21 protein-coding genes are annotated in these 21,806 nt (G+C 30.4%); 3 read left to right on the top strand and 18 right to left on the bottom strand.

Features of this window, described 5'->3' with window-relative positions; all coding sequences use genetic code 11:
* Nucleotides 1–94: 94 nt before the first annotated feature.
* The 3 genes from LJ207_RS02505 to LJ207_RS02495 all read right to left on the bottom strand — a co-directional run bounded on the left by LJ207_RS02505 (nt 95) and on the right by LJ207_RS02495 (nt 3,797).
* The gene (locus LJ207_RS02505; RefSeq protein ID WP_229343785.1) at nt 95–481 is read right to left on the bottom strand and encodes an ArsR/SmtB family transcription factor; all 387 of its coding nucleotides are present in this window, start codon (nt 479–481) and stop codon (nt 95–97) included.
* Between the two features lie 44 nt (nt 482–525).
* Nucleotides 526–2,649, bottom strand: coding sequence for a heavy metal translocating P-type ATPase (locus tag LJ207_RS02500; protein WP_229343784.1), 2,124 nt, complete (start codon nt 2,647–2,649; stop codon nt 526–528).
* 152 nt (nt 2,650–2,801) lie between these two features.
* A complete protein-coding gene (locus tag LJ207_RS02495) occupies nt 2,802–3,797 on the bottom strand; it encodes a M23 family metallopeptidase (protein ID WP_229343782.1) in 996 nt (331 codons plus the stop codon).
* A 356-nt stretch (nt 3,798–4,153) separates the two neighbouring features.
* Between LJ207_RS02495 and LJ207_RS02490 the strand changes: the two genes are divergently transcribed.
* A complete protein-coding gene (locus LJ207_RS02490) occupies nt 4,154–4,396 on the top strand; it encodes a glutaredoxin family protein (protein WP_229343780.1) in 243 nt (80 codons plus the stop codon).
* A gap of 81 nt (nt 4,397–4,477) precedes the next feature.
* Here the strand turns inward: LJ207_RS02490 and rpiA are convergent, their stop codons facing one another.
* Nucleotides 4,478–5,146, bottom strand: coding sequence for a ribose-5-phosphate isomerase RpiA (gene rpiA, locus LJ207_RS02485; RefSeq protein WP_229343778.1), 669 nt, complete (start codon nt 5,144–5,146; stop codon nt 4,478–4,480).
* Between the two features lie 247 nt (nt 5,147–5,393).
* Here rpiA and LJ207_RS02480 point away from each other — a divergent pair, with 247 nt between their 5' ends.
* Nucleotides 5,394–5,984, top strand: coding sequence for a zinc dependent phospholipase C family protein (locus LJ207_RS02480; protein ID WP_229343776.1), 591 nt, complete (start codon nt 5,394–5,396; stop codon nt 5,982–5,984).
* A gap of 71 nt (nt 5,985–6,055) precedes the next feature.
* On the opposite strand, the gene LJ207_RS02475 is transcribed toward LJ207_RS02480, so the two are convergent.
* The 5 genes from LJ207_RS02475 to LJ207_RS02455 form a co-directional block, all read right to left on the bottom strand.
* On the bottom strand, nt 6,056–6,535 hold the full coding sequence (locus LJ207_RS02475) for an FxsA family protein (RefSeq protein WP_229343774.1): 480 nt from the start codon (nt 6,533–6,535) through the stop codon (nt 6,056–6,058).
* 26 nt (nt 6,536–6,561) lie between these two features.
* Nucleotides 6,562–7,236: an HD domain-containing protein gene (locus LJ207_RS02470; protein WP_229343772.1), complete on the bottom strand. Its 675-nt coding sequence runs from the start codon at nt 7,234–7,236 to the stop codon at nt 6,562–6,564.
* A 90-nt stretch (nt 7,237–7,326) separates the two neighbouring features.
* Entirely contained in the window at nt 7,327–7,602 is a 276-nt protein-coding gene (locus LJ207_RS02465; RefSeq protein WP_229343770.1) for a hypothetical protein, read from the bottom strand.
* Nucleotides 7,603–7,678: 76 nt separating this feature from the next.
* Complete coding sequence (locus LJ207_RS02460) at nt 7,679–7,942, bottom strand: hypothetical protein (RefSeq protein WP_229343768.1); 264 nt, start codon at nt 7,940–7,942, stop codon at nt 7,679–7,681.
* 38 nt (nt 7,943–7,980) lie between these two features.
* Nucleotides 7,981–8,283 (bottom strand): hypothetical protein, encoded by a 303-nt coding sequence (locus tag LJ207_RS02455; RefSeq protein ID WP_229343767.1) that lies wholly within the window; start codon nt 8,281–8,283, stop codon nt 7,981–7,983.
* Nucleotides 8,284–8,526: 243 nt separating this feature from the next.
* On the opposite strand from LJ207_RS02455, the gene LJ207_RS02450 reads away from it, so the two are divergent.
* Nucleotides 8,527–10,323, top strand: a complete 1,797-nt coding sequence (locus LJ207_RS02450) for an alpha-amylase family glycosyl hydrolase (RefSeq protein WP_229343765.1) — start codon at nt 8,527–8,529, stop codon at nt 10,321–10,323.
* A 123-nt stretch (nt 10,324–10,446) separates the two neighbouring features.
* Here LJ207_RS02450 and LJ207_RS02445 read toward each other — a convergent pair whose 3' ends face one another.
* The 9 genes from LJ207_RS02445 to LJ207_RS02405 all read right to left on the bottom strand — a co-directional run bounded on the left by LJ207_RS02445 (nt 10,447) and on the right by LJ207_RS02405 (nt 21,781).
* Nucleotides 10,447–12,153 carry a glycoside hydrolase family 3 protein gene (locus tag LJ207_RS02445; RefSeq protein ID WP_229343764.1) on the bottom strand — a complete coding sequence of 569 codons (1,707 nt, stop codon included), beginning with the start codon at nt 12,151–12,153 and terminating at the stop codon, nt 10,447–10,449.
* A 29-nt stretch (nt 12,154–12,182) separates the two neighbouring features.
* Nucleotides 12,183–13,025 (bottom strand): HAD family hydrolase, encoded by an 843-nt coding sequence (locus tag LJ207_RS02440; RefSeq protein WP_229343762.1) that lies wholly within the window; start codon nt 13,023–13,025, stop codon nt 12,183–12,185.
* 56 nt (nt 13,026–13,081) lie between these two features.
* The gene (gene uidA / locus LJ207_RS02435; protein ID WP_229343760.1) at nt 13,082–14,893 is read right to left on the bottom strand and encodes a beta-glucuronidase; all 1,812 of its coding nucleotides are present in this window, start codon (nt 14,891–14,893) and stop codon (nt 13,082–13,084) included.
* 34 nt (nt 14,894–14,927) lie between these two features.
* A complete protein-coding gene (locus tag LJ207_RS02430; protein WP_229343759.1) occupies nt 14,928–16,415 on the bottom strand; it encodes an MFS transporter in 1,488 nt (495 codons plus the stop codon).
* A 284-nt stretch (nt 16,416–16,699) separates the two neighbouring features.
* Nucleotides 16,700–19,180 (bottom strand): GH39 family glycosyl hydrolase, encoded by a 2,481-nt coding sequence (locus tag LJ207_RS02425; RefSeq protein WP_229343757.1) that lies wholly within the window; start codon nt 19,178–19,180, stop codon nt 16,700–16,702.
* A gap of 80 nt (nt 19,181–19,260) precedes the next feature.
* A complete protein-coding gene (locus tag LJ207_RS02420) occupies nt 19,261–20,325 on the bottom strand; it encodes a 1-aminocyclopropane-1-carboxylate deaminase/D-cysteine desulfhydrase (protein ID WP_229343755.1) in 1,065 nt (354 codons plus the stop codon).
* A gap of 28 nt (nt 20,326–20,353) precedes the next feature.
* Entirely contained in the window at nt 20,354–20,737 is a 384-nt protein-coding gene (locus LJ207_RS02415) for a hypothetical protein (RefSeq protein ID WP_229343753.1), read from the bottom strand.
* A gap of 37 nt (nt 20,738–20,774) precedes the next feature.
* Nucleotides 20,775–21,299, bottom strand: a complete 525-nt coding sequence (locus LJ207_RS02410; RefSeq protein WP_229343751.1) for a permease — start codon at nt 21,297–21,299, stop codon at nt 20,775–20,777.
* Complete coding sequence (locus LJ207_RS02405) at nt 21,299–21,781, bottom strand: hypothetical protein (protein WP_229343749.1); 483 nt, start codon at nt 21,779–21,781, stop codon at nt 21,299–21,301. Before LJ207_RS02405 ends, LJ207_RS02410 begins: the two co-directional genes overlap by 1 nt.
* Nucleotides 21,782–21,806: the final 25 nt, after the last annotated feature.

Genomic DNA, 21,806 nt, shown 5'->3' with positions numbered 1-21,806 from the left:
TATTTCATTATAGTTCCATATTATATATTTAGCTGTCAAAAAAATAATCCCTGCTTTAAAGCAGGGATTAAATAATCATTTTGCAAACTATTGCTTATTCTAAAACATGTTCAAGTCCCTGTCTAAAAAGACTCAAAACATGGCTGTCATCAAGTGAATAATAAACTGACCTTCCTTCTTTGCGGAACTTAACAAGTTTGTTATTACGCAGCACTCTCAACTGATGAGAAATTGCAGAAGAACTCATATCTAAAAGCTCAGAAAGGTCACAAACACAAAGTTCTCTCTCTTTTAGAGCATATAAAATTTTAATCCTGGTTGGATCAGCAATAGTTTTAAATAACTCTGCCAAATCAAATACTACTCTATCTTCTAATTCCTGTTGTTTCATCAATTCTACAACTTCATGATTAGGATTAAAAATCTCACAAACATCACATATTTCTTCTTTTAAAGCTTCTCTTTTGCTTTGTTCAAGCATATTTAACACTCCATCCTTTTGAAGTTTGTACCTAGTCGATTAGATCATGACTTTAAAATTCTCATCACATTAAAGAGGGCCATTAAAGCAACTCCTACATCTGCAAATACTGCAGCCCACATAGAGGCTAGACCAAAAACACTCAAAATCATAACAACAGCTTTAATAGAAAGTGCCATAACAATATTCTGCCAGACAAGTCTTTTAGTTTTTTTAGCTATTTCTAAAGCTGCTGCTATTTTAGATGGTTCATCTGTCATCAATACTATATCTGCAGCTTCTATTGCAGCATCAGAACCTAAACCTCCCATAGCTATACCTAGATCAGATCTCGCTAAAACAGGTGCATCATTAATTCCATCACCAACAAAGGCTAATTTTTTATCTTTTTCTAATAAAGACTCGATTTTTTCGATTTTTTGATCTGGTAATAATTCAGCATAGTAATGATCAATCCCTAGATTTGAAGCAACTTCTTTAGCTGAAGCATTATTATCACCAGTCAACATTGTAATATTTTTTATATTCATCGCTTTTAATTTCTTAATAGCCTCAAAAGAGTCTGCTTTTATCTGGTCACTTATTAAAATATAGCCTAAATAATTACCAGCTTCCGCTAAATAAACAACTGTAGCATTTGCTTCATCAAATTCTAGCTTAATACCATTATTCTCCATTAATCTCTTATTTCCTGCTAAATAAGTTTTGCCATTTAATTGTGCCTTTATTCCAGCACCACTAATCTCCTTATATACAGAATCTGAAGAATGGTTCTGATATCCATCTGCTGCTTCAATAATAGATTGGGCAATAGGATGGTTTGAGAACTGTTCAATTTCAGCTGCAAGCTTTAATAATTCATTTTCACTGTAGTTGCTGAAAGATTTTACTTCTGTAACCTCAAAGCTACCCTTAGTTAGGGTTCCAGTTTTATCAAATACTATTTTATCAACCGAATTTAAAGCTTCTAAATAATTTCCACCTTTCACCAAAATTCCATTTTTTGAGGCAAGTCCTATTCCACCAAAAAAACCAAGTGGAATTGAAACAACCAGAGCACAAGGACAAGAAACAACTAAAAAAATCAATGCTCTGTAAAACCAGGTATTAAAAGCAGCACCAGTTAATAGTGGTGGTAGTACAGCTACAAGAAAAGCAATTCCAACCACAAAAGGTGTATAATAACGAGCAAATTTTGTAATAAATTTTTCTGTTTTTGCTTTTTTAGAGCTGGCATTTTCAACCAAATCTAATATTTTTTTAACAGTGGATTGATTATATTCTTTGCTTACCTTAATGGTTAAAAGCTGATTTAAGTTTACCATTCCACTTAAAACATCATCTCCACTTTCAACCTCTCTTGGTAATGACTCACCGGTTAAGGCAGAAGTTTCTACAGCTGAATTACCACTAATTACTTTTCCATCAAGTGGTATTTTTTCTCCTGCTTTAACAACTATCTCTTCTCCAACTTTTATTTCTTCAGGCTTAACTTGAACAATTGCATCATCTTTAATTAAATTAGCATATTCAGCCTTGATATCCATTAAATCTTTTATAGAGCGTCTTGAATCATTAACCGCTCTTTCCTGAAAAAGTTCACCAATCATATAAAACAGCATTACAGCAACAGCTTCTGGATATTCATTAATTGCAAATGCCCCAAAAGTAGCAATGGTCATTAAAAAATTCTCATCAAAAATTTGACCTCTACCAATATTTCTGAATGCTGCTTTTAAAACCGGCCAACCTATCAGCAAATAGGCACTTAGATAAAAAACTAAAATAAGATTATCCCAGAAGTTAGCACTAAAATAATTAGTATAAGAAATACCTAGGGCAAAAAAGAAAATTATTGCTCCAATAATAAGATCTTTTTTAATCCATAAATATTCTTTTAATGAAATAACTTTTAAAGCTTTTGAATTTCCATCATTACTCTTTTTTGTTATTTTAACTCCAGTTTCTATTCTATTAGAAATTTTTTGTAGTTCTTTTTCTAAATTTGAAACTTTATGGCTATCACCTAAAACATTAATGGTTGAAGTGGCAAAGTTGAGTTCTACATTCTTTAAACCTTCTATTTTTTGAGCTTCTTTTTCAATTTTCAATCCACAACTTGAACAACTTAGCCCCTCTATTTGATATTCTTCTTTTTCTTCTGCCATTATGCTGCCCCCTCTTCACAATATAACTATATATGAACAATTATTCAAATATTCATTAATTAAATTATAAGATAAGTTAATTGTTATGTCAAATAAAAAACTCCCTTCTGCTTATGCTTAATAATTAGAAGAGAGTTAATTAATATTTTATTTTATCTATGTAGATAATCCATTGGATTTTCTGCTCTACCATTTATCTGAACTTCAAAATGTAAATGAGGACCAGTAGAATTACCTGTGTTTCCAGAACGTGCTATAACCTGTCCTCTATCTACAGTCTGTCTTTCACTGACTAGTAGCTGTGAATTATGAGCATATAATGTTCTTAAACCTTTTCTATGTTCAATAATAATGACTTTACCATAACCACCAGACCAACCACTAAAAACAACCCTACCAGAAGATGCAGCTCTAATTGGACTACCCATTGGGGCTGCAAAATCAACACCATAATGCATACGCCCCCACCTTGGACCATAAGGTGAAGTAATTCTTGTATTAATAGGAAACATTAATTTTTCATCCAGTCGATCTTGATATGTTAATTCTGGTTTAGCTCCTCTTAAAACTAACTTTTGATCCACTCTTAGATCTTCACCATCTGCAATATTATTATCTTTTCTTATTGTTTCAGTATTTATGTCAAATTGCTCTGATATACTATTTATACTCTCACCAGGTGATACCTGATATAATATACCTCTTACAGGCAGAATTTTAAATTCCTGACCTGGTTGAATATTATTCATATTGCTAATCTTGTTTGCTCCAATTAAAGAATCGATATTTAAAGAGTAATTACGCGCGATATCCCAAAGTGTTTCACCGCTTTTAACAGTATGTACTTTAATTTCTTCTGTTAAACTTTTAACTTCTTTAACTTGATTTGCTTTATCTCTACTTTGTGAATTATCAATTTCCAGCTGAGCATTTAGCTGCTCTCTGTCTTCTGATTTATTCTCACTTAAGGAAGAGCTCTGTCCATTATTATTTTCTCTGCTATTTTCTTCAGTATTTATGCTCTCAACGATATTTTGATTTGAAAAAGCATTTAGATTTCCCCCAACATTCATCGAATTACTATAAGCAGAAAATGTAAGCAATACAAAAATAATGAAAAAACCGATTAAACGTTCTCTTCTTCTCAATCTACTCTCCACCTTCTCAAGTTATTTTCAAAAGTTTTACCTTATGCAAAAAAATATTAGTAATTTTAACTGAAAACTAACTATTTCTATTATTATATCAAAAAACACATAAATTTAAAAGAGTTATGCATAAATTTTATCAAAAATTTATTTAATTTATAAAATTTAGAATTATTTTACTTCCTAAGTTATTTTAGCCTTTTCTCTTTTTCTTTAAATACATATTTTGATCTGTTTTTTCAGAATTGATTTATTTCCTCCTTCTAAAATCTAATAATTGCTTTATCTAAAAGGATTTGTTGTTTTTTAAGAGAATAATTAATAATGAAATAATAAATTTGAAAGGATGAACAGCGATGCAAGAACTAAAATTATATTATTATCCAGCCTGCCCTTATTGTAGGAAAGTAACAAGATTTATCAACAAAAATAATCTGGAACTTAATTTAAAGAATATAAATAAAGATAAGGAAGCAGCTAAAACTTTAGTAGCTGTTGGGGGAAAAAGACAGGTACCCTGTTTATTCATTGATGGTGAAGCTCTCTACGAATCTGATGATATTATTAAATGGCTGCAAAATAATAAGCTTGATAAATAGTTAAAGAAGCACTCTTTTTAAAGGTTTTGATTAAAAATTCTTAGCTTCAAAAAGAGTGCATTTTTAAGTTTTATGCTGTAATTATTTATACATAACTTCTATCTTACCATCATTATAGCCGACTACAACAATTTCAGCCATATTGGCAAATATACCATTTTCAACAACACCGGGTATTGTATTTAAATCAATGGTTAGTTTTTCTGGATTTTCAATTTTGCCAAAATCACAATCTAATATGTAATTATCATTATCAGTTACAAATATTTCTCCACCTTTTTTTCTAATCTCAGAAGTGGCCCCCATTTTATTGATCATCTTTTGTGTATACTCCCAATTAAATGGAGTTACTTCAATCGGTAATAAAAAGTCACCCAATTTATTTACCAATTTAGATTCATCTACTATAATAATTAATCTCTCAGTAGCTGCTGCAACAATTTTTTCTCTTAATAAAGCTCCCCCTCCTCCTTTAATAAGGTTAAAATCTGGATCAACTTCATCAGCTCCATCAATAGTAATATCTAACTTTTCAACTTCAGAAAGTTCAATTAGCTCAATTCCCTCTTCAGCGGCTAAATCTGCCGTTTCTTTTGAGGTTGGTACTGCTTTAACATTAAGGCCATTCCTAACCATTTCTCCTACCTTTTTAATCGCGTAATAAGCTGTTGAACCTGTACCAAGCCCAATCATCATACCATCAGTAATGAAATCTGCTGCCTTTTCTCCTGTTAATTTTTTAGGATTCATTATTATCACTCCACTTATATTATTATATTCCAATTAAAATATTATCAAAATAATTAGAACTAAGCAAACAAGATTTAATATTGAAAATTATAATATTAGATAAGAATTCTTTGCTTATTAACATTAATTACCATTTGTCAAAAGCTTTTATCTATGATAGAATAAAATCAGTTAATTAAATTCGGCTCTAAGAAATCAGAAAAATCTTCGGGAGGTAGTCAAACTGGATACTAGAACACACAAATTGTTGGCCGGTAAAATTCATGATTATTTTGCAAAAGACGATATATGGCTTTCCAAAACAGCATTGACCTGGGGAAGTATAAAACCAGACATCATAGAAACTGGGATCAGTCATTTTAAAGATGAGACTATAGAAAACTTTTATAAAGAATATGAAGAGTTAAAAGAAATCAACCCTGATCAAAACCCATATAAATTTGCTGTTAAACTTGGAGAGTTATTCCACTATATTACTGATTATTTTAGTAGAGCTCATACAGATCCAGAGTTAGAGGCTGGAACTTTTTTTGAAAAAGCAAAACACATTTTTTATGAGTGGAAATTAAATAGAATTGCTCAAAACTTACATCCAGACTTTTTCAAAGAAGATATTGAAACCAGACCAGTTCATAAAAAATCTATAGCAGATTTTATTGAAGATGAACACAAAAAATTTATTGAATACGAATATACTTTTAAAAATGATATTGCTGCTGCATTCAAAATTTGTGTTTTAATGACAAATAAAATTGTTTTTGAAATGCAGGCTCAACACAGTTATGCATTCTCATATGAGTTTAACCTCAGACATCGTCTGCTTTACCAAAATGCATAAATATAACCTATAACTAATAAGAGGAAATCACAGCTTTAATTAAAGCTTGATTCCCTCTTTTTTTTATTCTTTTATTCTTTAACATCTTCGATATCATCTGGATCTATATCTATATAATCATCCTGACTATTATTACTAGAATGATTACTACCTCTTTCTCTTTTATAGTGAAAATCAACTTTCTTCTCTTTCACATATTTTAAGAAGTATTTTTTAACCAGAGCAGCAATTAAATCTCTAGACCCTGGCAAGATTAATAAAAAACCTGTAATATCAGTTAAAAATCCAGGAGTTAAAAGTGTAACTCCTCCCATCAGAATTAATAAAGCACTTATTAAATCATCAGTAGGCATCTGGCCGCTATTAAGTTTTCTTCTGATATTATTTATCACCATATAGCCCTGCATTTTAGCTATTATGGTGCCAATAACTCCTGTTAAAACTATTATCATAATTGTTGTGAAAACACCTATATAAGAACTAATTTCCAGGAGTAAAAATAATTCAATTAAAGGCACTAAAACAAACAACAGCAATAATTTAAAAAACATAATTACCTTCCTTATATGAAAAATTATTATTCTTGATAGTCAACATGACCTAATAACTCAAGATCATTAATTAAAAGTCTAAACCTACTGCCTAGATAAGATGCAGCCTCTTTACACATTTCCATTCTATAAAGATATATTTCAAAATAATCCATAACCTGACTAATTGAAGAATCATAATCAATTTTTAAGGTAATGGTTTCAGCTTCTGGTTGAACAGTAATTTGGGAATCCTGAATTGCTAAGTTGACTCGATCATGAATAAAGGTCGAATCCTTTTTGTTAACTCGGGTTCGATGAGCATCACTTTTATCAGCTAAAATTAAAGCAGCTGTAATAGGGCTTACCGCTTTACCTATATCTACATCATGATTTGCAATAGCTGTTGTAATCTTGGTAATATCATCTAAAGGCACTTCCAATCTTCTCAGCTCTGTATAGACTATATTTGCCCCAGAAATACCATGATGTTTACGGTTAAACATATTACCTATATCATGCAAATAACCTGCTATTGCGCCTAATTCTACTGTTCTATCATCATAATTAAGCCTTCTTAATATCCGTTCGGTTGTTTGAGAAACATAATTAACATGCCTAAAACCATGCTCAGTATAACCTTTTTCAGATAAATAATTATTCGCTTCTTCAATCATATGTTGAAAATCAGGATTATTTTTTATATCTTTTAATAACAGCATTATAATTCCTCCTTTACAATTCTTATAAATATTATTTGAAAAAAGATATTATTAAACATTATCTAATATAAGAGGAGGAATTGCAAGCAATTAAGAGACAATTTTTTCTAATTCAGATGGTTTTATTAATCTATCATCATAAGAAATGATTAATTCTTCTTCTGTAAATTCAACTTCATCAACAATCCCTTGATAAGACTTAATTCTTTCAATAAATTCTTTTTCTCCACATTCAACTTTATTTAAATCAATTCTATATTTTACAGAATATTTTCTTTTCCTGTTATTATCTGAGTCTTTTTTAGCTGCCATTTCAACAAATTTATTTTTTGCTTGGCAGTTACAGCCACCACATTGTTTAGACATCCATATCCCTCCTTAGAACTATCTTTATCAATTATACATCATATAAATTAAAATCATATTAAAATTTCTAAACTACTTAAGAAGAATCTAGTTCCGTATTTTCTTTTTCAGGAACTTCAACTTCAAATTTTTTGAATAACCTTGCTAAAATAAGTCCAATTAATAGCGGCCACCATGTTGAAAGATTATGGGCAATAACAGCCGAGCTTAAATAAGTTAAACCACCCAACAAAACAAATTTATCTTTGTTTTTAAAATATAAATACAATAACATCCAGCCCAGCAAGACAAAAATAATATTACTAATTATAAGTACGATTGGAATAATTTTTTCAAGCATTACTTTACCCCTTTATATTTTATTTTAAAGTTAAAAACTTATTCAAAAACATCGATTACTATTGATTCTGGTATCCACATATATTCAACTTTATTTTTGTTTTCAGGAAATTCAAAATAATACCAATTACCCTCTAAATCTATTTTATATTGTTCTAAACCCTCAAAACCCTCTAACCAAAGTTCTTCTGCTATAGCTAGCTCATCTTCTGTATAAATTACTTTTTCTGGAAAACCTTCCATAATAATTTTTAATTTATACTCTCCATCTGGAAAGTCATAAACACTATCATGATCCTCTTTTATTGTATAATACTCCCCAACTTGATAGTCAATCATCATTATTAACAACCCCTTTTTTGAAATAAGCTTATAAATTAATAACCTTAGTCTCTAGTCTGTTTTAAATATTCTTTATTAGTGGAGATAATCCTTTAAATAATAGCATATTTTTCACTCAAACCAAGCTTACTGCAAATAAATTGGAGATCTTTGGTAAGCTTTAAAAGTTAATATTCTTTATTAATATGCAAAAATTTGCTATAATTATTTTTAGACTACTAATTTAAAGAAAGAGGGTTGATTATGAAAAAAATAGAATCGCTTAATTTAAAAGAGATAACGCAAAATAAAGATTTTTTCAAATCACCAGAGGCCTGGGATGAAGAAATTTTCTATTTTTTACTTGTCGACAGGTTTAATTCAGATCAAGAAGATTATCCCCTTTATGATCCAGAAAAAGACTATGAAAATGCTATTCAAAATGAGGAAGGGAAAAAGCAGTGGATGGAAGCTGGCGATAAATGGATAGGTGGAAGCTTAAAAGGTATCAGTGAAAAATTAGATTATTTAAAAGGTTTAGGAATTAGTGTGATCTGGATAAGTCCTGTACTAAAACAACCATCATTTTCTAATAATTATCATGGTTATGGAATCCAAAATTTTTTAGAAGTTGATCCTCACTTTGGCAGTAAAGAAGATTTAAAAGAACTGGTAGACAAAGCTCATTCAATGGGAATTTATATTATATTAGATGTAATAATTAATCATTCAGGTGATGTATTCGCCTATAAAAGTGATGACCCTGCCTATAATGGTCAAGAATATGAAGTTGAGGCTTTCAGGAATGGAGATGGTATAGCTGATATTGATCCTCAAAATCCTGATTATGAGAACAGCTGGCCTGAAGGTGGTGTTTGGCCAGAGGAATTGTTTAAACTATCAACATTTAGTCGTAAAGGCTATATTACCGATTGGGATAATGATCCTGAGTACAGAGAGGGAGACTTTTATTCTTTAAAAAATATAAATACTGGTGAGGGAGATATAAAAAATTATCAACCCTCTGAAGCATTAAAAATACTAACTGAATGCTATAAATACTGGATTGCATATGCAGATTTAGATGGATTTAGGCTTGATACAGTCAAACACATCAACCCTGGAGCGGTGCGTTATTTTGTTCAGGAATTAAAAGAATTTGCCCAGACAATTGGAAAAAAAGATTTTTTCATTGTAGGAGAAATAACAGGAGGTATGGAGTTTGCAAAGCATATTTGTGAAAAAACAGGTCTTAATGCTGCTTTAGGTATCAATAAAATACCTGAAAACTTAGAAAATGTAGCTAAAGGATATTATCCACCAGAAAACTATTTTTCAATCTTTACCAATATTGAAGAATTAAGTGAAGGCAAACATCAGTGGTATCACAAAAAAGTAATTACTATGTTTGATGATCATGATATGGTATATAAACAGCAACATAAAGAAAGATTTTGTGCTGATAAAAAAACTGCTCCATTAATAATAAATGCTGAATTCATAAATTTCTTTACAGCAGGTATGCCCTGTATTTATTATGGAACTGAACAGGCTTTTGATGGCAGTGGTGATAATGATAAATATATTAGAGAATCTATGTTTGGAGGAGCTTTTGGAGCATTTAGAACAAAAAATAGAAGTTTTTTTAATAAAGATAATCCAATTTATCAAGAAATCAAAAATTTTGCTGATATTAGAAATAAATATATTCATCTCAGAATTGGTCGCCAATATTTAAGAAAAATTTCAGACTCATATAATCCAGAATTCCATATTCCAACTGCAGATCAAAATAGATGTAATGAAATTATTGCCTGGTCTAGAGTTTTCAGTCAGGAAGAATTTCTATTGGCAGTAAATTGTAATCTAGAAAATGAACAAAGTGCTAGAATTTTGATCGATGGAACTTTACATGAACCTGGTGATAAATTTAAGTGTATCTATTCTGCCGACAGAGAAGAAATCGGAAAAGAAATTGAAGTTATAAAAACTGATCAATGGAATCAGCATCTTAAAATCAATATTCCTGCTCAGGGAAGAATAATTTATAAATCAATTTAGTTTCTAAGGACTTTCAAATATTTAGATTAATATAATGGTTATATATTGCAAAGACCTTACAGCAGCAAGTTGTAAGGTCTTTTGCATATCTATATTAATTTAATAAGGAGCTTATTCAAAAATTTATCTTTTTGCTTCCCAGGTATTACACCAGACATTTTCATTATAAATACCTTTAAATTCAGATTCTCCCATGATTTTTGCAATGCTCTGTTTTATAATTTCTCTTGTATTAGAATGAGCATTAATAAATGTTTTTATCATTGGTACATCGATGTAATGGTTAGTGAAATTTAAAGATACAAAAACAGTAGGTAATTCAGCAGCATACCAGGGAACTTCATTAGCCATTGGAGCTTTCCACTGTATACGATAATTATTTTGCTGAGCATATCCTCTTACATCTGCAAAAACAAAAGCTGCATCATAATTATCGCGATAATCAATTGTTTTACCTTTTTCTCTTCCATCTCCCTCATTTAAATCTACTTCAAAACCAACTTTTTCTAATTCCTCAATAATTCTATCTCTTGAAGAAATATCACTATTATAGATTCCACCTAATTCCCCATATAGATAATATAATTTAATTCTTGGATGGGTTTCAGGTCTTATTGGCAGTTGGTTTAAACTATCTTTAACTAAAGTAATAGCTTTGTCAGCAGCCTGAGCAGCCATTTCTAAGTGTTCTTCCTGCCCAATTATTTCTAAGCTTTCTTTTTTAGGTACAAGTTCATTTTTCTCTGCTTTTTTGTGAAGATTAATCGCTGCTTTAAGACCTAAAATTCTCTCTAAAGCATCATTTAATCTTTCTTCTGTAATTATGCCTTTTTTATATCCATTTAACATAAATTGAAAGTCTTCTTCAATATCATTAAAGAAAAGAAACATATCACAACCAGCGGCAATAGATTTAGGTACATAATCTTTTCTAGGCATTGCAGCAGTCATCCCCAACATATGAGAAGCATCAGTTAAAATTAATCCATTAAAATTTAATTTATCTCTTAATAGATCATTCAATAACTCTGGAGCTAAGGTAGCAGGCATGATATCTTGATCACTTAGTTCTGGGTTTAATTTTTTTTGGTACTCGGGCATTGCAATATGGCCAGCCATAATACTCATTAAGCCATTGTCAATATGATGTTTATATACTTTACCAAAGGTATTATCCCATTTTTCTGCTTCGAAATCATTTATTCCTAAAACCAAATGCTGATCTCTTTCCTCCACTCCATCACCAGGGAAATGTTTAACACAACTTGCAATATCACTGAGTTCACTGTCTTTTAAACCTTCTAAATAAGCAGAGGTGTATTTAATGACTTTTTCTGGAGTATTTCCATATGCTCTAGTATTAACTATGGTATTCCTCCAATTATATAAAATATCAACACAAGGATCATAGTTCCAATTTACACCAAGTGCTGCTGCTTCACGTCCACTAACCAAGCCAGCATTATAAGCTACTTCTTCAGCTTGAGAAGCTTCTGCCATTGCTCCACTAGCTATAAAAGTTCCATCAGTACAGGCTCCATCTCCTCCATTATCACAATTTGCAGCAGCTAATAATGGTATTTTAGAGTTTTCTTGCATTTCTTTAATAAAATTATATACTTCTTCAGAACTTTTGCTGGCATAACGAATACCACCAACATGATAATTTTTAATTCTTTCTATATTTTCTGGATCATCAAGCTCACCATGAAAACGTGTAATAAATAACTGCCCAATTTTTTCTTCTAAAGTCATTTCTTCAATTGTATCTTTTACCCACTTTATGTCATCATCATTTAAATAAAAAGGTTTTGCTTTTAAATCAACCATCTTTCTCCTCCATTTATGCTAAATTAATCTTAACTTAATACTGATTTAAACTTATCTATTAGTTTTGCTTCATAATCTCCCTTATATTCACCAGCAAAAAACTTATCTGAGGCTTCTTCAAATAACAACTGCCATGATTTCTCCTCTTTGCCAGCTAAAATAGGGTAAAACAAAACATTATTTTCTTCAGCTGCCCTTAAATCACCCAGAGCATCTCCAATCATTAATACTTTATCTTTATCATATCCTTTATCCATTAATTCTTTAATATTTTCAGCTTTTGCACCTGCTTCTTGACCTAAGATGATTTTGACATAATTATCAAGTTCATAACTATGCCATTCATCTAATAATGCCTCATTATTTGCTGAAGATACCACAGCTAAATCTGCTTTTTTATACATTTTTTCTAAAGAAGCTTTAACTCCCATAAACACTTTTGAAATATCCTTTTGCAGTATAGAAATTGCTTTGTTTAGTTCCTGACTCCATTTTAAAGCTAATTTAAGATCAGTATTATCTTCTCTTTTTTCTATTTCTTTTTCTAAAGCTGGATTAGATAATTCTTCACTATTTTTTACCCAGTTCTCAAGATTTTTAATCTCAGGCATCTCTATACCTTCAGCTTTAAGAACTTTAAAGCTTTCGACTAAACCTCTAAACCGATTTATCCCTCTTGTACTCGAATAAAGGTTTATTTTATTCCATTTATTTAAAAATTCTTTTTTGATTTCATTTAAACCCCAGACTTCTACAAGTACAGGACCAAAACACTTTAAATGTTTTTCAGTCATTGTATCTATTGCAGAGCCATCAGAATCTATGCAAACTAGATAATTAGCTTCTTTTTTAAAATTCTTTATCTTATTCATTTTTTCACCTATCTTTTATGATTAATATTTTTTTCAAGTTAATTTAAATTTACTGATTAACCTTTAAAATTATTAGGCAGATTTTCCCATCTTTCTTTTAAGAGGTGAGCTGCCATCTTAGGCTGTCTGTCTCTGGTAAAGGCACCTTTTTTGTTACCATTTACTCTTAAGATTCCTTCTACAGTCTGGAAGTCAGCAAAGTTCCACATCTGTTCTCCGACAATAGAGTCACAGTTATCAAATACTTGATGCTGTAATTCTAAATATTCCTTCTGATATTCTTCTGACCACTGGACTGAAGGTAATTTATGGATGCCAGCCTTGGTATCTGCACCATATTCGGTCATTACTATTGGCTTTCCTTCTTTTTCCCAGCCGACAAGTTCTTCTTCGAAGTCTTTCTGAGCATATTCCAGTTCAGAACCTCCGATTATATACCAGCCGTAGTAGCGGTTTAGAGAAATTACATCAGCAAATTGAGCCACATTACACTTGCCGTAAGGTGCTGTCATTATATTAGTAAAGGTAAGAGGTCTCTCCTGTGGATCATGGCTTCTAGCATAGGAGAAAATTTCTTCGAAGTATTCTTCAGCTCTTTCTTGGGCACTGTCCGGTTCATTGGCTAGACACCACATAACAACAGAAGCATGATTTTTATCTCTCTGCATTAAACGCTTAATTTCTCTTTTATGATTTTTTATTGTCTGCTCGTGGACAATTTCTTTATCAAAAAAATCCGATTCTTTACCTGTTCCTGCAGCTAGGAAATTAAGATTCATATCAAACAAACCTACTGCTGGAGTTTCATCTATTACTACAACTCCGCGGCGGTCACACATCCGGTAAAATTCTTCATCATAAGGGTAGTGAGAAGTACGAACTGAATTGGCTCCGATCCAGTCTAAAAGCTCAGCATCTCTAATCATTACTGCCGGATCAAAACCGCGGCCGTTGATTTCACTGTCCTGATGTTTACCAAAGCCTTTAAAGTAGAAAGGCTCACCATTGATTAAAAAGCGATTCCCTTTTACTTCCACTGTTCTAATTCCTACTGGCAGGCGATAATTATCAATCAGCTCACCTGCACTTAAAAGGCTTACTTCGAGATTATATAAATAACCTTCACCAGGCTGCCAGAGATTAACATTTTTAACTTCTAATTTGCCCTCAGCACCTGAATTTTGAGCGACTACTTTTCCTTCAATATCCTTTAATTCAACTTTTATTTCAGAATGGGAACTGCTTTCAATTTCGTAATCTACAAAGCCTGTATCCCCTTTAAAATCTGTAACTGTTGTTATATCATAAATATATTCTTTTGGTAGAATCTGAAGTTTTACAGCGGAATGAATTCCGGCGTAATTAAAGAAATCAAAGTATGGAAATAATCTTCTTTTACCGTCATCATATTCTTTTATCTGTCCTGTAGGAATAGTTGTTAAATCAAGTTCATTATTGACAACTACAACCAGAGTATTTTTAGCACCAAAATTAGCAGCTTCATTGATAATAGCCCCAAAAGGCATGTAGCCACCTTCGTGTTCAGCAATTTTTTCGCCATTCAGCCAGACTTCCGCCCGATGAGTTGCACTACCAAAACGAAGGTTAATATTTTTGTTCTCCCATTCTTCTGCTAAATAAAATTCAGTTTGATACCAAACATCTCCAACATGTTCGCGTATATCCTTATCTGTAAATAAATCATTAAAACTTGATGGAACAGGAACTTCACAATAATCTGCAAGTCCATTTTGCCAATCTTTTTCTTTACCTTCTGAATTATGATCTACTTTAAATTTCCAAATCCCTGATAAATCTATAACTTGTCTTGTTGGTGATTCAGCAGGATATAAATATTGCTCTTCCATTTTTTATCACTCCACATTTATTTGTATTTAAAGATTAAACAGCATCTGCTGCAGCTTGTTTTTTCTCATCAAGAGCATTTTGAATTTTAGCCATTTCTTTTGCATCTAACTTATAGAACTTCATTGCAATTAAAGAAGCAACATGACCAATTAGAGGTAAGCCTAAGATAATAAACATAATTGCTATCTCAAGACTTGTTGAAACCGCACTATTAGGAGGTATACGAACTCCACCATAACCTGCTAAAGCAATACTTGCACCAATAATTACTGTACCTAATGAAGAAATCATCTTATCTACAAAAGAGAAGATAGTTCCTATAAATCCTGCCATAAACTTTCCAGACCTTAAACTTTCATAGTCAGTACAATCTGCAATCATCGGAATTACAATATTACCAGCTAACTGACTTACTGAATATTGAGCTCCTAAGACAATTAATAAAATCCAAACTCCTGTTGTCATTTCTCCACCATCAATAACTGGAGTTAGAATTAAAAGAGCAATAATCAAAAATGTTCCCAGCCAGGTTAAAGTAACAAAAGCATTTTTCAAACCTACTTTTTCGGCAAATTTAACACCTATATAGGTTACAATAATTGCCGGAAGCATTACAGTCACTTCAAATCTTCCCTGTAAGGCAGTGTTATATAAAATATTTGAGAAAAAGTAAATAAATCCAGCTCTTCTAGCTGTTAAAGCAAGTTTATCAGTTGAAGCAGCAACAATTAACATTTGCAGTGGACGATTATTTTTTATAACATCCCAGGCATCACCAAATTTAACCTCAACATTATTTTTAACATCTGAAAGACCAAAAAACTTTGTCTGATCTTTTGACCAAATTCCAATTATAGCAAGAATAGTCATAACAAAAGAACCAGCCATAAACATTATCGAAACATGAGACCATAATTGGGGATCATTAACATTTTGAGCATAATTAGGCGCCATAACTGTCATAATTAGATATGTTGCTCCAGCAAATAAAACCGTATTATAAATAGAATCAAAGAATGTAAATAAAGGGCGCTGTTCTGGATCATTTGTTAAAGCTGCTTGTGCACCTCTTGTACAGGAAGTTTGAAAAGTGTATCCAATAATTGCTATACCATATAGAGCAGCTGTATAAATATATTTCATATTTGAAGCCCACTCTGGTGGTGTGTTGAAAAGTAGAATTATTGTAATCACTAATATAACATTGCCTGCAAACATAAAGGGTCTAAATTTACCAAACTTTGTATCTGTCTTATCAAGAATAAAACCAATAAATGGATCAGTAAAACCATCAAACATTCTCATTGCTGTTGCAATTCCACCAACAATAGCAGCTGAAAGCCCCAAAACATTTTGAGTAAAAAATGCATAATACATTATTAAAACAAAAGCTGTGTTTGTTGCAGTATTATTGAGAGCAAATAAAGCAATCTGCCATTTTTCTGCATTATGATATTTACCTTTCTCTTTTAACTTCTTTCTTTTCTTTTCAATCTCTTTTTTATCCATGTCTTTTAACATTAATAAGTCCTCCTGTTTTTTTGGGTTTATTAAATTCTCCCGGGGAATTTAATTAAGTAATTATGCTTATTGGACTTATGTTAGTAAAACTAACTCTTATTTTTATCACTATTAACAGTATAAAATAACTTTGATTATTTGTCGCTTCTATTTTTGTCTAAAATTTAATTTTTATTTTTGCTGAGAAAAAATAAATAAATAGAAAATAAAAATAACCCAAGAAAAAGCTAAAATTTTATAGCTTTTCTTTGGGTTGAGTAAATAAACTTTCAAAAAGAAAGGATTTACACCGAAAATTGCTTTCTTAAAATTATAAATTCAAGAGAATGAGCCTCTAAAACAGTATTTATTTCAAGTTCCCCTTTTAAATTCAAATATTTCACTTTTAAATCAGGAAATGATTTGTATTTTAGATATTTTATTTCATGTCTGCTCAGTTCATGGGGAGCTCCCATTTTAAGCCATTCATCAAAAGCAGAACCAGAGTCTCTATTTAAAAAATAACGGCTCTGTTTATATTTACCACTTAAATTAAATAATTTTAAATCAAACTCTAATGGATCTTTTTTTTGAAAAACCTGATATCTTTCAAATTCATCGATTAAACTATAATCTGCATTTTGATAGCTTTTACTTAAATAAGCATAATTATAAACAATAATTTGAATATCTTCTCCCTCTGCAGTTACAATATAATTATCCCCTTGCTCAATAATTTTACTACCAAGTTTAGATAAAATTAGATAAGCATAATAAGCTGATTTTTTAATACCTTCAGTATTTATTAAGCCTCTACCTCCAAAAAATGGGAGCTCATTTATCGGCCATTCAGAGATCAGATCAGACAAATTTAAATAACCTAGACCATCTAATTTATCTTGTAGTTTTAAAGCATTATCTACTATATAATTTGTCATAAAGGCTGTATCATGAATATATTCTTTTGGATTCCAGCTAACATTCCAACGAGTAGTTATTAATTCAGATTTTGGATAATAGTTATTTAAAATAGCTTTAATTTTTTCTGCCATTTTTATAGAATAATTTTTTTCTTTAAACTTAAATTTAATATTTTCTAAAGTACTTTCTTTATAAAAATCTTTTAAATCAAGTTCTTCTTCTATCAAAGGAATAGTATTATGATATAAATTAATACTATAAAAATCTAAAGGCAGATCATTATCTGCTGCATATTTTAAAAACTCTTCACTAATAATTTTTCCTTCTAGAAAACTTTCAGAAGCTGGTCCAACTTGTATTTCTGAAGAAATATTTTTTATTTTCTTTGCTGTAGCAGCATAAAATTCAAAATATTCTCTTTTAGTTCCAGCCCAATGAAAACCTCTATGGGGAAATTCAGTCCAAACTTGAAAATACCACTTTTTTATTTTCTTGATTCCATAACGATTAATAAGATGAATTATAAAAGCATCAATAAGATTAAGCCAATCATCAATGTTTTCTGGTGGAGAAAAATTAGCTTGATAATAAAAAATGGTTTTATCTTTGCTGGCCATTAATTTTGGCATAAAACTCAGCACAATAAAAGGTTTTAAATCATTTTCTAAAATAAAATCAAAAATATTATCTACCAATTTCCAATTATAATTAATACTTTTAGTATCATTACCCTTAATAATTTCTAAATCATCATTAAAAATACCCTCAAAGCGAAGATATTCAAATGAAATTTGCTGCTGTAAATCTCTAATTTGTTTTCTTAAATTGGAATCCATTATACTTTGAGCTGTTCCAGCATTAATTAATTTCTGCCAGATAAGGTTAATTGTTTGGTGTTTTTGCTCTAAATCAATTTTTACATTCTTTTGCAATTTCTCTTTTCTTTTTGACTCTTTTTTTTCATAAGATCTAATGATATGATTAAAATAAATTATAAAGAAGTCTATTTCTCCAAACTCCTCAATCAAAAAATCTTTTTTTAATCTTGGATAATTTTTCTTTACTTTAACAGGGCTAAAATCAAAGTGCTTATTAAAAACTCTATAAAAACTTTTTATATTACTAAAACCACTTTCTAAAGCTATTTGATTAATATTTTTATTTGTATAAAGTAATTCTTGGAGGCTCTTTTCTAAACGCAGTTTATCTAAATAATCGGTAAAATTTATTTGCAGTAAAGACTTAAACTTCTCTGATAAATATGAACTATTATAATGGAATTCATCTGCAATACTATTTAAAGTTAAATTGAGATTATAATCTTCTTCTATTCTTTTCATAACTTTAATTACAATATCATCCTGCTTTTTATTAAAGAAATCGTCCTGTCTTTGATTATAAATACAATATTTTTTATTGACTAAAGTTAAAAGCTCATCTAAAGAAGCTTTTATTTTTCCATAAAGTTGATAATCTTCCTTAAAGTAATTTTTGGCTAATAAAGCAGCTAAATACCTTAATTTGCCCAAATTTTTACTATCATTAATATGAAAAATTTTATCTTCAAATTCAAGTTCAAAATCTTTTAAATATTTATTTTTAAACTCAAAAACAAGGAATTTTGCATCTTCACTTTGATTTATTAATTTAAAGGGAGAGAATGAATTAATTATCTCTATACCTTCTTCACTTAAATTACTAACTTCTTCAGTATCAGAATAAAAATTATGGCTTTCGAAAGTGATTGTCCCTTTTAATACCCATATTAATTTAAAAGAACGATTAAAGTGTTTTTTCCCACTGATTGAATTGAGAGAAATTTTCACAGGAACTCCAAATTCAAAATTTATATTTTCACAGATCATAACTTAAACTCCTTAAAAACTTTTTTTATTAAAATAGTTCTATCCCTAATCTTATCTAGAAAGTTGATTAAAAAGATTATTTAATTATCTAAAAGACTACCTAAAAGCTTTTTCTCGGCAAATAAAGCATTAGTTCCTCCTGTGTGCCAAAACAAAACATCACTCCCTTTTTCAATCTCTCTTTTTTCTAAGTGATCAATCATTGCAGCTGCTGCTTTAGCTGTATAAACAGGATCCAAAAAAATACCTTCCTTTTCAGCAAATAATTTAAGGGTGTTATTTGCCTTTTCAGATGGAATCTCATATCCTGGCCCAACATAGTTGTTCTCAATAATTAACTGACTGCTTTTTACTTGATAATCAATATCAGCAGTTTTTAAAGCTTCTGTAGCGAGTTCTGCCACCTGCTTAATAAAATCATCTTTTCTGTGTGTAACATTAACACCATGTACTTTAGTATCTGCTTCTAGATATGCATTTGCTGCAGATAATCCTGCCAATGTACCTCCAGTACCTACTGCATGATATATATTTTTAAAATTAAGTTTTTGTTTAAATTCTTGTTCTTTTAATTCTAAATACGCATTAATAAAAGCGGCTGTTCCAACAGCAGAAGCTCCACCAGGAGGAATTAAATAATAATCATTTTTCTCTTCAGAAATCTTTTCTGCCTGCTTTTGAGCCATTTCTTTTGCCCTTTCCATAGCATCAAATTCATTTTCGCCTTTTTTTAGCTCAACAACTTTTATTTCAGCTCCTAATATCTGATCAAGTAAAATATTTGCTTTAGGATTTTCCATCCCCTCACCTATAATATCAACTAAATACAAAATCGGATTCAAATTATACTTTCTACAAGCTATTGCAGTTTGAAGAGCATGATTTGATTGCGTAGCACCAAAGGTAAAAATATTTTTTGCACCCTGATTGAAAATATCCCCAAATAAAAATTCTAATTTTCTGATTTTATTACCACCAAAAGTACTAAAACCGCTGAGATCATCTCGTTTTAGATAAAGATTTACTTGATACTTTTTCGATAAATTTTCTAACTTGTAAAGTTTAGTAGGAAAAAAGCCTAACTCTACTCTCTTTAAGGTCTTCAACTTCTTATTTAAGTTTTGATATCTATTTAAATTATACATTTGCATTCTCCTCATAGTTAAAACTCTTTTAAATATCTTCTCCACATTTTGGACAACCTTTATATTTCTTATAATCCCATGTCCAGTAGCTTGCAATTTCCATAGGATAGCCCCAACAGCCACAGTCACAATCTGGTTTTTCTTCAGCTTGACGATCACACCATTCTAAAGTAAAATTATATTCTATTTCAATATATGAGTTTAAGAGCTCTTTAATCTTTTCTTCTTTACTTTCAGGAAGCCAGGACTTTAACATGATTAACTTAGCTTCATTTTTTGCAGCTTCTAAACTTGAAAATTCAGCTTTAATTGTCCCACCTACTTCAAGTATATATTTATCTCTTTTCTTATAACTTACTTTAATAAGTTTGCCTGATTTAGTTCTGCCGATTTCTCCTGCCAATTTAATCAACCTCCTACTTGATAAATAAAGATAAAGTTTTTTTAATTTAAACATCTGAAGGAAGTACATAATCTAATTTAGCAAAGATCTTATTTAAAATAATTGAACTAATTACTACTAAAGGCAAAGAAAGACCAATTCTTAATACTGTAAACTCAATCCCTATTATTGAAGCTTCCATAATGCTCATTGGAATCATTACAAGTGATGCAGCAGTAATATAAGTGAAAATAGAACTATAATCAGCACCTTTATGATATAATGAGTTGGCAACTGGAAAAGCTACAAAAGTCCCTCCAACTGTAGTGGCCGCAAGTAAAATAGCATATATATATCGCTTTATTCCTGATGCTGATCCAAAATGGCTTTCGATTGTCTCGCGATCAACCCAAATCTCAAAAAGACCGATAATTACAAATGCTGGTGGTAAAATTAACACCATATCTCGAGCGAAAATATAAAAGTTTTCTCCCATGGCCATCCCTAAATCAAACTCTATTAAGCGAGAAATAAATAAAAATATCATAAAAGTGATGAAAATTCCATAATCAAGTCTATTATCTTTATTCATTATATGATCACCTCTCCATAATAAAGCCCGATTAATATAGTTAAGATAGCGGCAACAATTAAACTAGCTATATTTCGATAAATAGTTGCTTTAGACCCCATATATTCTTTTTCTAAAGGATAAGTTACTATACCTACCATCTTTAAGGGAATTATAAATGAAGCTACTACCATATAACTAACCCCACGACTAAGCAAAATCCCTGCTAATGGATAGGCTATAAAACCTGGCATCATTGTAATAGAACCAATAACTAAACCAACCCCACTACCTATTAAAATATTCTCGGTTCCTAAGTACTGTACTATTAGATCTTCCGAGAATAAAAGAATAATAGAAAGTATGACTAAGAGCTTTAGGTATCCCGGCAAAATCTTGATTAGTTTATTTTTTCCTCTTATAATTGATTTTTTAGTTTTCTCCCTATCAAATAAAAATGAAATAACAAGTAAAATTAACATAATTATATACAAATATTGCATAAAAACACCTCTTTATTATAATTTT

Source organism: Halanaerobium polyolivorans, assembly GCF_020711195.1.
GTDB lineage: Bacteria > Bacillota > Halanaerobiia > Halanaerobiales > Halanaerobiaceae > Halanaerobium > Halanaerobium polyolivorans.
This window is presented reverse-complemented; position numbering and strand designations above follow the sequence as displayed.

Bases quoted from the DNA above. Each gene is read 5' to 3' on its own strand.
- LJ207_RS02505 (WP_229343785.1), bottom strand. From the start codon at position 481: ATGCTTGAACAAAGCAAAAGAGAAGCTTTAAAAGAAGAAATATGTGAT.
- LJ207_RS02500 (WP_229343784.1), bottom strand. From the start codon at position 2,649: ATGGCAGAAGAAAAAGAAGAATATCAAATAGAGGGGCTAAGTTGTTCA.
- LJ207_RS02490 (WP_229343780.1), top strand. From the start codon at position 4,154: ATGCAAGAACTAAAATTATATTATTATCCAGCCTGCCCTTATTGTAGG.
- rpiA (WP_229343778.1), bottom strand. From the start codon at position 5,146: ATGAATCCTAAAAAATTAACAGGAGAAAAGGCAGCAGATTTCATTACT.
- LJ207_RS02475 (WP_229343774.1), bottom strand. From the start codon at position 6,535: ATGTTTTTTAAATTATTGCTGTTGTTTGTTTTAGTGCCTTTAATTGAA.
- LJ207_RS02470 (WP_229343772.1), bottom strand. From the start codon at position 7,236: ATGCTGTTATTAAAAGATATAAAAAATAATCCTGATTTTCAACATATG.
- LJ207_RS02465 (WP_229343770.1), bottom strand. From the start codon at position 7,602: ATGTCTAAACAATGTGGTGGCTGTAACTGCCAAGCAAAAAATAAATTT.
- LJ207_RS02460 (WP_229343768.1), bottom strand. From the start codon at position 7,942: ATGCTTGAAAAAATTATTCCAATCGTACTTATAATTAGTAATATTATT.
- LJ207_RS02455 (WP_229343767.1), bottom strand. From the start codon at position 8,283: ATGATGATTGACTATCAAGTTGGGGAGTATTATACAATAAAAGAGGAT.
- LJ207_RS02450 (WP_229343765.1), top strand. From the start codon at position 8,527: ATGAAAAAAATAGAATCGCTTAATTTAAAAGAGATAACGCAAAATAAA.
- LJ207_RS02445 (WP_229343764.1), bottom strand. From the start codon at position 12,153: ATGGTTGATTTAAAAGCAAAACCTTTTTATTTAAATGATGATGACATA.
- LJ207_RS02440 (WP_229343762.1), bottom strand. From the start codon at position 13,025: ATGAATAAGATAAAGAATTTTAAAAAAGAAGCTAATTATCTAGTTTGC.
- uidA (WP_229343760.1), bottom strand. From the start codon at position 14,893: ATGGAAGAGCAATATTTATATCCTGCTGAATCACCAACAAGACAAGTT.
- LJ207_RS02430 (WP_229343759.1), bottom strand. From the start codon at position 16,415: ATGTTAAAAGACATGGATAAAAAAGAGATTGAAAAGAAAAGAAAGAAG.
- LJ207_RS02425 (WP_229343757.1), bottom strand. From the start codon at position 19,180: ATGATCTGTGAAAATATAAATTTTGAATTTGGAGTTCCTGTGAAAATT.
- LJ207_RS02420 (WP_229343755.1), bottom strand. From the start codon at position 20,325: ATGTATAATTTAAATAGATATCAAAACTTAAATAAGAAGTTGAAGACC.
- LJ207_RS02410 (WP_229343751.1), bottom strand. From the start codon at position 21,299: ATGAATAAAGATAATAGACTTGATTATGGAATTTTCATCACTTTTATG.
- LJ207_RS02405 (WP_229343749.1), bottom strand. From the start codon at position 21,781: ATGCAATATTTGTATATAATTATGTTAATTTTACTTGTTATTTCATTT.